15 protein-coding genes are annotated in these 10,258 nt (G+C 55.8%); 10 read left to right on the top strand and 5 right to left on the bottom strand.

Translation table 11 applies throughout. The features are described 5' to 3' along the window. Window position 1 precedes the first annotated feature (1 nt). The gene (locus tag ACIQ0G_RS07970) at window positions 2-88 is read left to right on the top strand and encodes a DUF2805 domain-containing protein (RefSeq protein ID WP_397577445.1); all 87 of its coding nucleotides are present in this window, start codon (window positions 2-4) and stop codon (window positions 86-88) included. 203 nt (window positions 89-291) lie between these two features. On the opposite strand, the gene ACIQ0G_RS07965 is transcribed toward ACIQ0G_RS07970, so the two are convergent. Beyond that, on the bottom strand, window positions 292-633 hold the full coding sequence (locus ACIQ0G_RS07965) for a hypothetical protein (protein ID WP_397577444.1): 342 nt from the start codon (window positions 631-633) through the stop codon (window positions 292-294). 352 nt (window positions 634-985) lie between these two features. On the opposite strand from ACIQ0G_RS07965, the gene ACIQ0G_RS07960 reads away from it, so the two are divergent. From ACIQ0G_RS07960 to ACIQ0G_RS07945, 4 genes are read left to right on the top strand one after another with little or no spacing between them, the layout of a single operon-like run. Beyond that, entirely contained in the window at window positions 986-1,801 is an 816-nt protein-coding gene (locus ACIQ0G_RS07960; RefSeq protein ID WP_397577443.1) for a sterol desaturase family protein, read from the top strand. Between the two features lie 43 nt (window positions 1,802-1,844). After that, the gene (locus ACIQ0G_RS07955) at window positions 1,845-2,201 is read left to right on the top strand and encodes an arsenate reductase (protein WP_397577442.1); all 357 of its coding nucleotides are present in this window, start codon (window positions 1,845-1,847) and stop codon (window positions 2,199-2,201) included. A gap of 25 nt (window positions 2,202-2,226) precedes the next feature. Further along, window positions 2,227-3,291: a glycerophosphodiester phosphodiesterase gene (locus ACIQ0G_RS07950; RefSeq protein WP_397577441.1), complete on the top strand. Its 1,065-nt coding sequence runs from the start codon at window positions 2,227-2,229 to the stop codon at window positions 3,289-3,291. 1 nt (window position 3,292) lies between these two features. Continuing rightward, window positions 3,293-3,628, top strand: coding sequence for a hypothetical protein (locus tag ACIQ0G_RS07945; RefSeq protein WP_397577440.1), 336 nt, complete (start codon window positions 3,293-3,295; stop codon window positions 3,626-3,628). An 18-nt stretch (window positions 3,629-3,646) separates the two neighbouring features. Here the strand turns inward: ACIQ0G_RS07945 and ACIQ0G_RS07940 are convergent, their stop codons facing one another. After that, the gene (locus ACIQ0G_RS07940) at window positions 3,647-3,868 is read right to left on the bottom strand and encodes a helix-turn-helix transcriptional regulator (protein WP_395629213.1); all 222 of its coding nucleotides are present in this window, start codon (window positions 3,866-3,868) and stop codon (window positions 3,647-3,649) included. 4 nt (window positions 3,869-3,872) lie between these two features. After that, entirely contained in the window at window positions 3,873-4,295 is a 423-nt protein-coding gene (locus ACIQ0G_RS07935; protein WP_397577439.1) for a hypothetical protein, read from the bottom strand. Window positions 4,296-4,420: 125 nt separating this feature from the next. Here ACIQ0G_RS07935 and panB point away from each other — a divergent pair, with 125 nt between their 5' ends. The 5 genes from panB to ACIQ0G_RS07910 all read left to right on the top strand — a co-directional run bounded on the left by panB (window position 4,421) and on the right by ACIQ0G_RS07910 (window position 9,433). Then, window positions 4,421-5,287, top strand: coding sequence for a 3-methyl-2-oxobutanoate hydroxymethyltransferase (gene panB, locus ACIQ0G_RS07930; protein WP_397577438.1), 867 nt, complete (start codon window positions 4,421-4,423; stop codon window positions 5,285-5,287). Between the two features lie 77 nt (window positions 5,288-5,364). Next, on the top strand, window positions 5,365-6,129 hold the full coding sequence (locus tag ACIQ0G_RS07925; protein ID WP_397577437.1) for a tetratricopeptide repeat protein: 765 nt from the start codon (window positions 5,365-5,367) through the stop codon (window positions 6,127-6,129). After that, window positions 6,126-7,475: a PQQ-binding-like beta-propeller repeat protein gene (locus tag ACIQ0G_RS07920; RefSeq protein WP_397577436.1), complete on the top strand. Its 1,350-nt coding sequence runs from the start codon at window positions 6,126-6,128 to the stop codon at window positions 7,473-7,475. The genes ACIQ0G_RS07925 and ACIQ0G_RS07920 overlap by 4 nt, the downstream gene beginning before the upstream one ends. A gap of 23 nt (window positions 7,476-7,498) precedes the next feature. Next, a complete protein-coding gene (gene der, locus ACIQ0G_RS07915) occupies window positions 7,499-8,896 on the top strand; it encodes a ribosome biogenesis GTPase Der (RefSeq protein ID WP_324478642.1) in 1,398 nt (465 codons plus the stop codon). A gap of 105 nt (window positions 8,897-9,001) precedes the next feature. After that, on the top strand, window positions 9,002-9,433 hold the full coding sequence (locus ACIQ0G_RS07910) for an Hpt domain-containing protein (protein ID WP_397577435.1): 432 nt from the start codon (window positions 9,002-9,004) through the stop codon (window positions 9,431-9,433). Here the strand turns inward: ACIQ0G_RS07910 and bfr are convergent, their stop codons facing one another. Both bfr and ACIQ0G_RS07900 read right to left on the bottom strand, forming a co-directional pair. After that, on the bottom strand, window positions 9,434-9,913 hold the full coding sequence (gene bfr, locus ACIQ0G_RS07905) for a bacterioferritin (protein WP_397577434.1): 480 nt from the start codon (window positions 9,911-9,913) through the stop codon (window positions 9,434-9,436). A gap of 100 nt (window positions 9,914-10,013) precedes the next feature. Continuing rightward, on the bottom strand, window positions 10,014-10,184 hold the full coding sequence (locus ACIQ0G_RS07900) for a (2Fe-2S)-binding protein (protein WP_333569958.1): 171 nt from the start codon (window positions 10,182-10,184) through the stop codon (window positions 10,014-10,016). Between the last annotated feature and the right edge of the window lie 74 nt (window positions 10,185-10,258).

The raw sequence follows: 10,258 nt of genomic DNA, 5'->3' as shown, positions 1-10,258 counted from the left end.
CATGCGCACGCAACTGAAACCCGGCAGCTATCGCGCATGGCGCAAGCGCGTGCGTGATTTCGGCGACCGGCGGGAGCATTATAAGTAACGGCTATGCAGTCAGGGCGATTGCCGTGGCTGCTTTCCTATCTGGCCGGGGATCGGGGAGCGTCAGGAAGTGGCGCGGTGGGCCATGTTGCACCCCTCCTCGTCACCCTGAACTTGTTTCAGGGTCTTAATTCTGGACGGTGCATGAAAAAGTAAGACCCTGAAACGAGTTCAGGGTGACGGTGTGTGTGGGCGGTTGCAGTGTTAGCCGCTCTTCCGATCCAGTGTTTTTCTTACCAAATATAGGTGAAGCCACTGAATGCCCAGAAAAAGAAAACCCATAAACAACATAGCGGGTATGACGAGTTGTTCATCACCAGCTCTGGGTTTTGTTGTGAGGCTAAGTGCAACGTATAAAGCAAAGACAATGATTGCTAACGTTGGAATGAAGGCCAATGCTATACGACGTGGAGCATACCAAGTAACTTCCCCGTTCAGCCACCATTGCATGGGTAGGCGCCGTTCACCGGAAAATCGAGCATTGGCGTGAAGCGCAAGCCATATCATCACGGCAGCGAAAGCAGACCCGATTGTAACTAGCGCCATTGTCCAGTCTCCCTCCGCTGTGTTTAGCTTTCTCTGGCTCCGTCCGCAATGTCGTCGTAACCGGACCGTCCGCTTTTTTGACCATCACGCGAAAAGCTTTCATCGAAAAAGCCTAAAGAATATGTAACGAAACTTCACCACCCCAACACGGCGCGCCGGAGAGAAACCCATGTCGAACATCACCCTCTTGCGGCAGCCAAATTGATCTGCGCCCTTGTGGGTGGTCTAAAACCTATGTTAGCTCGTATGATGCCTTTTTGCTCGTTATCCGCATCGCTGTTGTTATTGCCTTCTGCGTCCGTGCATGGGTACTGGGCCTAGACCTTAATCATTCCAAGAAAGCACGACTAAGATGCCGACTTCAACCTACGCCGTTCTGGCCATTTATCTGGTCTTTGGCCTGCTTGAATTATTTCGCACCCGCCTTTTTTCAAAGAATGAGCAAACCCGCGACGACGGCATTGTCGAAATTGTCAGCACCGTTTTATTGTTGGTTTTCACCCAGCCCGCCATTTTGATATTTGTCGACTATGCGCTCGGCGCGCTGCGTCCCGAATGGCGTGGGATGTTGTCGGGTATCAATATATTCCTGGCGATCGGGTTGTTCCTGATCCTGGATGATATGATGCAATATTGGCAGCACCGTGCATCGCATAGCTTCGCGTGGCTCTACAATATGCACCGTGCGCACCACAACGCCCGCTATATGAGCATCCGGTTGGTCTACCGGAACAACATTTTTTATTACGCGCTGATGCCAAGCATCTGGTTCTCGGCCGTGTTGATCTACATGGGCTTGGGTTGGGTGTTTGCTGGCTATGTTGTGGTCAAACAACTTGTGATCATCGGGGCGCATAGCGATGTAGCTTGGGATGCGAAGCTGCTCAAAATCAAATGGCTTTCGCCCGTCATGTGGGTGGTTGAACGCACGATATCGACGCCTGCTACCCACCATGCCCATCATGGGCGCCATTACAGCGACCCTGCCGTGAACTATAAGGGCAATTTCGGAAATCTGCTGTTCTTTTGGGACATTCTGTTCGGCACCGCGAAAATCACCCGCACCTATCCGCAAAGCTATGGGGTGGAAAATCTGCCAGACGCGACTTTGGGCCAACAATTGGCGTGGCCATTGTTTCCTGAGGCGAAAGCCCCACAGCAAAACTAAAGGACGCGTCACCACCCCACGAAGGCGACCCAGAAAGAAACCCATGTCACACATCACCCTCTACGGCATTCCCAATTGCGACACCGTCAAAAAGGCGCGGAATTATCTTGATGCGCGCGGTGTCGGCTTTGTCTTTCATGATTATAAAAAGGCTGGCGTGACCGAAGCGCATCTGGCGCGCTGGGCTGGCCAAGTTGGCTGGGAAAAGCTGCTGAACAAGGCAGGCACGACGTTCAAGAAATTGCCCGATGCCGACAAGGCCGACATTGATGAGGCCAAAGCCATTGCGTTGATGGTCGCCAACCCGTCGATGATCAAACGGCCCGTCGTCGAAGGCGGTACGACTTTGCTGGTGGGGTTCAAGGAATCCGAATGGGAACCGGTCTTGTCGCACAAATGAAATGCTGCGCGGCCATGAAGGCGGAATGAGAAACCTGCACGCCCTCTTCATCGCCTTATTCGTGTTACCCGCCTGCGCGACACCGGAAAGCCACGCCATGGAAAAACCCTTACACGGCCAAGCCATCATCATCGCGCACCGCGGCGCATCGGGTGAGCGACCCGAACATACCATCGCCAGCTACACGCGCGCGATTGAACAGGGTGCGGATTATATCGAGCCTGACCTTGTGCTGACGAAAGACGGCGTGCTGGTCGCGCGGCATGAGAATGAGATTTCGGAAACCACCGACGTGGCCGACAAGCCCGAATTTGCCGACCGCAAGACCAGCAAGACCATCGATGGTAAGAAAATGACCGGCTGGTTCACCGAAGATTTCACGCTGGCCGAGCTCAAGACGCTGCGTACCAAGGAACGCCTGCCGCAATTGCGCAAGGACAATATGGCGTTTGACGGGCAGTTTGAAATCCCGACCTTTGAAGAGATCCTGACCCTCGCCAAGGCGCACAATGTCGGCGTCTATCCCGAAACCAAGCACCCAAGCTATTTCGCGTCGATCGGCCTGCCGCATGAGGCGCCGTTGCTGGCGATGCTGACCCGTTTTGGCCATGTCACCAAAGACGCGCCGATTTTCATCCAATCGTTTGAGGTCGAAAATCTCAAAGCGTTGCGGCCCAAGACGAAATTGCGGCTGATCCAGTTGATGGAAGAAAAGGGCAGCCCCGCCGACCGCAGCGATCTGACCTACCAGCAAATGGCGACTGCCGAGGGCCTGAAAATTGTTGCGACCTATGCCGATGGCGTTGGCCCGAACAAGGCCATGGTCATCCCACGCACGATGATCGGCAATCTGGGCACGCCAACGACGCTTGTGGCCGACGCGCATAAGGTGGGCCTTGCCGTGCACCCATGGACATTCCGCCGCGAAAATTACTTCCTGCCATTGGCGCAAAAATCAGGCGTCGACCCGCGCGGCATTGGCGACGTTCAGGCCGAGATGAAGGCGTTTTTGGCCACGGGCGTTGACGGCATATTCAGTGATAATGTTGCAGAGGCCGTGTCGGCACGGGCGAACATAATGGGAGAATGAGGTGGACGACATATTTTCGACGCTGAAGAATATGCTGAAACCCTATGAGCCCGACTTTCACGTAAAGCGGGATGCGGCGGACAATTATTATCTCGAAACCGTGAAGGCCGATGGCACGCCGGAGATGTTTGCAGCGGTTCAAATCAAGAAAAGCTACGTCTCGTTTCACCTGTTTCCGGTGTATCTCGAACCTTCGTTACTGGACGAAATTTCAGACGCCTTGCGCAAGCGCATGCAGGGCAAATCCTGTTTCAATTTCGGCCCGAAGCACAACATTCCGGTGGATGAAATGCCGTCGCTGGTTGCGCAGTGCGCCGCTTTTTCGAAGACGCGGTGACGAACAAGCCGGCACACTTTATCCGGCTTTTGCAGTCCACTGAAAAACCTCTTCAAGCGGCTTTCCAAAGACATGGGCGATGCGAAACGCGACCTCAAGCGAGGGTGAATATTTGCCCTGCTCAATGGCGGCGATGGTCTGGCGCGTGACGCCCACCTTGTCGCCCAAATCGCCCTGCGTCATCTCCCCGGCGAGGAAGCGCAGCGTCCTGATATCGTTGGTGAAGGGTGTTTGCGCCATCGGGTCAGTAGCCACGGCGATAATAATATAGCTGCGACCCCACGCGAATGAGTTCGGCAATAACCAATGTGGCGATAAGGATGGTCACGGCGTACCCATAATTGAATCCATTGATAAGCACGAAGATATTCAGCTGAACGCCTATGGCCAATGGGTAATAGGCCAGATGGGTTCCCCTCAGATGGATGCCCTTTTCGCGTTCGTCTTCTTTCAGATCAGCGTCCTTCGGTGCGCGGATCGCAAAAAAGGCGGCCCCCGCGACCATTGGCACCAAAAAAATGATCGTCACCGGAAGTAACATCCACACCGCAATGTACATTCCCTTGGGCGAATTCGCGATTTCCCAAGGATAGTTCAGGAAATACCAGCCGAAAGCGGACAGCAACCCGACCAACGAAATCCAGTGAATTTTCTCTCGGAAGGACATCGACAATCTCCAATGTTACATGATTCGCACTTAATGTTAGATATTTTTAACATTGAGTCAAATATAACATACATGTCGCCCGTTCTTCCTTTCGTGCGGTGCGTTTAGCGGCTAAGTCCTCCGCCATGTCTACCAATTCAAAAACGCTCACGTTCGACACATCCACCAGCCGTGCGAACCCGACGCCGTCGCCGATGAAGCGGCTGACAGTGCCGCGCATCCGTCAGCAAAAGGGCCAAGAACCGCTCGTCATGCTGACCGCGTACACCGTGCGCATGGCGCAGTTGATGGATCCGCATTGCGACATGCTGCTCGTCGGCGATTCGCTGGGTCAGGTGATTTACGGCCTGCCGCATACGGTGGCGGTGACGATGGAAATGATGGCCGCGCATGGCGCAGCGGTCGTGCGCGGCAGTTACCACGCCGCCGTCATCGTCGACATGCCCTTTGGGTCTTATGAAGCCTCGGCCGAGCAGGCATTTGTGAACGCATCGCGGCTGTTGAAGGAAACCGGCGCCGCAGCGGTCAAATTGGAAGGCGGCAAGGTTTTGGCCCCTACGGTCGAATTCCTGACGTCGCGCGGCATTCCGGTGATGGCGCATGTCGGCCTAACGCCGCAAGCCGTGAACATCCTTGGTGGTTATGGCGTACGCGGCAAGAGCCCTGAAGAAGCCAAATCGATTGTCGAAGACGCCATCGCCATGTCCGATGCCGGTGCCTTTGCCATGGTGATCGAAGGCGTGCTGGAACATATCGCCATTGAAATTACGCAGAAAGTCGCCTGCCCGACGATTGGCATTGGTGCGTCCGCGCAATGCGACGGGCAAGTTCTGGTCGCCGAAGACATGCTTGGCCTGTTCGACCGCGTGCCAAAGTTCGTCAAAAAATTCGGCAATATGGGCGTCAGCGTTGAAGATGCCGTGCGCGAATATGCCGCGGGCGTGCGTGACCGCAGCTTCCCCGGACCCGAACAGCTGTATCAACCTTCGTAAAGCAGGCTGGCCTATCCAGCCAAGTCGGGCTAAGGACGGCTCCAACTGATCAAGACTATTTATAATCGGAGGCCCTCTTGGCTTTGACACCGACAGAACAGCGCCCTGAAAAAGACCGGAACGGAAGCGACGAAGCGTTTTTGCGCGAAGTGGACGATGCCGTCCGCGCAAGCGATCTCACCAATTTCTGGACACGTTACGGACGCTGGTTATTGGCCGCAATTGCGGCGGGCTTGCTCGCTTTTGGTGGCTGGATTGTCTATCACAACCAAAAGCAGGCTGCGGCTGATGTGCAAAGCGAACTGTTCGTGGACGCGATGGACAAATTGCGCGCCGGTCAGGAAAAAGAAGCACGTGCGCAGCTCGCGACACTCGCCAAGGCGGACCAGCCCGGATATCGCGCAATGGCGCAACTGGTCGAAGCCAATTTGCTTGGCGAAGACGGCGAGACCAAGAAAGCGGTCGCAATTTATGCAAAGGTCGCCGCAGACAGCAGCCTGCCGCAGACATTCCGCGATCTCGCGCTCATTCGTCAGGTCAGCGCCGAATTTGATTCGACCCCACCGCAACAGGTTATTGACCGGTTGAAGCCACTTGCGACCCCCGGCCATGCATGGTTCGGCAGCGCGGGTGAGCTGACGGCATTGGCCTATATAAAAATGGGTAAGGACAATTTGGCTGGTCCGATTTTTGCCCAGATTGCAAAGCAGGAGGACCTGCCGGAGTCGCTGCGCAGCCGTTCGCAACAAATGGCTGGCGCGCTTGGCGTAGATACTGTTCAGGTTGACGCAAAGCGCAATGCGGCATCGAAGGCGGATGAAACCGCCTCCAAGGGAGAGTGAAATTGAAGACTGTCAGTAAGCTTTTATTGGTCCTCGCTGCATCCACCACCCTTGGCGGCTGTGCCGTTTTGGACGGCGTGCGCGGCGATGCCGGAAAGAAAAACAACACCCCGACCGTCGGCAGTCGCGTCGCCATATTGGGTACGGAGCGCGATACCGACATTGATGCCGCGCTGGCCAATGTTGCGGTGACCTTGCCACCCGCAACGGTCAACGAAGCATGGGCGCAGCCCGGCGGCAACGCATCAAAATCACCTGGCCATGTTGAACTGGGCCAAGGTCTGTCGCGCGTCTGGACCGCAAGCGTAAAGGGTGCAAACCCGCGCGCCCGCCTCGCCGCGAGCCCGGTGATGAGCGATGGGCGTCTATATGTTGTCGACACCACGGCGCGGGTCACGGCCTTTGACGCCAATAGCGGTAGGCAAATCTGGAGCAATGCGCTGGAAGTCAAAAATGATGGCAAGTCATCACGCTATGGCGGCGGCGTAAGCGCAACCGCCACCAACGTATTTGCGACCAACGGCGTTGGCGATGTTGCATCGCTTGCCGCCGATACCGGTGCGCTTGTGTGGAAAAAGCGTCCTGCAGGGCCCCTGCGCGGTGCGCCGACACTGTCCAATGGCAATCTATATGTCATGACCCAGGACAACCAGATTTACGCCCTGCGTCAAAGCGACGGTGAACCCCAATGGAACGAAGCTGGCCCGGTTGCCGCATCGGGTATCTTTGGCGTTGGCGCACCTGCGGCAGCACAAGGCACGGTCATCGCTGGCTATTCCAGCGGAGAGCTTGCCGCCTATCGTTATGAAAATGGCCGCAGCCTGTGGAGCGACACTTTGTCGCGCACGGCCATGTCGACATCTGTATCGACATTGACCGATATTGACGCCGATCCCGTCATTGACCGTGGCCGCGTCTTTGCGCTCGGCAAGGGTGGCCGTATGGCATCCTATGAACTGGTCAGCGGCCAGCGCATTTGGGAAATCAACATTGCCGGCATTTCGACACCTGTCGCCGTGGGCGACTGGGTATTTGTGATGACGGATGAGGCAAAGCTTCTGTGCGTTGCGCGGTCGAGCGGCAAGGTCCGGTGGATTTCAAAGCTTCAGCGTTTCAAAAATGAAAAGAAGAAAAAGGGCCCGATCAGCTGGTATGGCCCGGTCCTTGCCGGTGGCCGTTTGATCGTTGCCAATTCGCATGGCGCGATCTGGTCGATTTCCCCCGATGAAGGCGCCGCCACCGAAGTATTCGACGTCAAAAATGACGTGTCGCTCGCCCCGATCGTGGCGAACAACACATTGTATATCTTGGACGACTCCGGCCGCATTTCCGCGTTCCGGGGCTAAGTCTTTAAAGGAGTAATGCCGGCATGTTGCCGACGGTAGCCATTATCGGTCGGCCCAATGTCGGCAAGTCAACTTTGTTCAACCGTTTGGTTGGCAAGAAGCTGGCGCTTGTCGACGATACGCCTGGCGTCACCCGCGACCGGCGTGAGGGCGAAGGTCGTTTGTTCGATCTTGAATTCACCATTGTCGATACCGCAGGTTATGAGGATGAAGATCCCGATACCCTGCCTGGCCGGATGCGCATGCAAACCGAGGCCGCGATTGCAGGCGCGCAGGTTGCGTTGTTCCTGATCGATGGCCGTGTCGGCGTCACCCCGCTCGATGAAGAAATCGCCCGTTGGCTGCGCAGCAGCGCAACCCCGGTCGTTCTTGCCGTGAACAAGGCCGAGGGCAAGCAGGGCGATAACGGCATATTGGAAAGCTACGCGCTTGGCTTTGGCGACCCGATTGCGATCAGCGGCGAACATGGCGAAGGCATGGCCGACCTGTTCCAGTCGCTGTTGCCGCATATTGACGGCGGTGCATTTGAAGTGCCCGACCCCGAAGCACCGGACGCGATATTAAAGATGGCCATTGTTGGCCGCCCGAACGCAGGCAAATCGACGCTCATTAACAAGATTTTGGGCGAGAACCGTTTGATTACCGGCCCTGAGGCCGGGATTACCCGCGATAGTATTTCGGTGGACTGGATCTGGAACGACCCAAGCCCGAAAGAGCGCGAGCCCGATGAAGAAGGCAATATTCCTCCGATGCTGACCGAACGGCGCGTGCGCCTGATCGATACGGCAGGGATGCGCAAGCGCGCCAAGGTGCAGGACAAGCTTGAAAAGCTGTCGGTCGCCGATGCCCGCCATGCCATCGATTTTGCTGAGGTCGTCGTATTGCTTTTGGACGCAACCAAAGGTTTGGAAGTCCAAGACCTGAAAATTGCCGACCATGTCATTCAAGAAGGCCGCGCGCTGATTATCGCGATTAACAAATGGGACGTTGCCGTCGACGGTAGCGGCCTGTTCAAAGGCATTCGTGCCGCGCTGGAAGAAGGCCTGTCGCAGTTGAAGGGCGTTCCGATGATCGCCGTATCTGCGCTGACCGGCAAGGGGCTGGACCAGATGATATCGGCGGCGTTTGACGCGCGTGAGGCGTGGAACAAGCGCGTGCCCACCGGCATACTCAACCGTTGGTTCGAAGCGGCGATTTCGGCAAACCCGCCACCTGCCCCCGGCGGCAAGCGGATCAAATTGCGGTACATGACTCAGGCGCGCAACCGCCCGCCGACGTTCGTGATTTTCGGCAACCGGACCGACGAATTGCCCGCCAGCTATGCGCGCTATTTGCTCAACGGTATTCGCCGGGATTTGGATTTCGGCGCGGTGCCCGTGCGCATCAATTTCCGTTCATCAAAGAACCCGTTCGCAGATTAAGGGCGCAACCGGCGCGGCCTGCCGCGCAGCTACGTCAACGCTCTGTTTACTTCTGCCGATGTATTGTCGTGCCGGACCGTATTTCCGTGTCCTGGGAGCGAATAGTTGACCAACGAACCGGATGGACTGATCGACTGGAAAGCCTTTGGCGAAACCCGCAGCCTATTGGGTGCAGGCTTTGTGCGCATATTGGGCTATTTCCTTGAAGACGGCACGAAATCGGTGGCCGCAATCGAAGAAGCCATGCGCCTGAAAGATTCGACAAAGCTGGTGATGCCTGCGCACACGTTAAAAGGCGAGGCATGGCAATTTGGCGCGAATCGCTTGGCATTGTTGGCCGAAGAAATTGAAGTCGCCGCCCGGCATTATGTCGAAATCCAGATCGACCCGTCTGAACTTGTTGAAAAGGTCGTTCGCTTGCGTCCGCTGTTCGAAGCGACAGTGTTGGCGCTCGAAGCGGAAACCAGTCCATTGGTCGAGCGCCGTCCGGTCGCGGCCGCCCAACGCAACGCCCTTGGCGGAATGCGCTTGGGCTGATTAGTCTTCGGGCGGTTGCGACTGCAACTGAACGTAGTTTTCCATGCCCATGCGTGCGATCATGTCGAACTGCTTTTCCAGCACGTCAACATGCTCTTCTTCGTTCTCAAGAATTTCGGCAAACAGATCGCGGCTGACATAATCCCGAACAGCTTCGCTGTGCGCGATGGCATCTTTCAGTTGCGACAGAGCTTCATACTCAAGCTCTAAATCGGCTTTCAGGATTTCTTCGACCGTTTCACCAATGCGCAAGCGCCCGAGAAGCTGAAAATTGGGTAACCCGTCCAAGAACAGGATGCGCTCCGCCAGCTTGTCGGCATGCTTCATCTCGTCAATCGACTCATGCCGTTCAAAATGTGCCAGTTTGGAAACGCCCCAATTGTCGAGCATACGATAATGCAGCCAATATTGGTTCACGGCGGTCAATTCATTTTTGAGCGCCTCATTTAGATACTCAATGACCTTTGCATCACCCTTCATGGCACAATCCTTTATTGTTTATCGAATCAAGATAGCGTGAAATATGCCCCAGTTGAAAGCGCAAAGTGCCGTGAAACCGCCAATTATCGGATAGCTAATGCTACGCGGTCGCAGGTCCGGCGCTGATAATATTTCGGGCAAAGGTCAGGCACTGGCCGCATTTCGGTTTGCGACCAAGGCGCGCGTACACATCGTTCGGACGCTCAGAACCGCAACGCACCGCAGCGCGCAGGTCTTTTTCCCGGATGGCATTACACACGCAAACGACCATGAAACATCTCCTAAGAGGCGTTCATAGTGTTAATGCGAATTGATTGCAATAGCATTAACGACGCATATGCTGCA

The organism is Sphingorhabdus sp. (genome assembly GCF_044354325.1).
Lineage (GTDB): Bacteria > Pseudomonadota > Alphaproteobacteria > Sphingomonadales > Sphingomonadaceae > Sphingorhabdus_B.
This window is presented reverse-complemented; position numbering and strand designations above follow the sequence as displayed.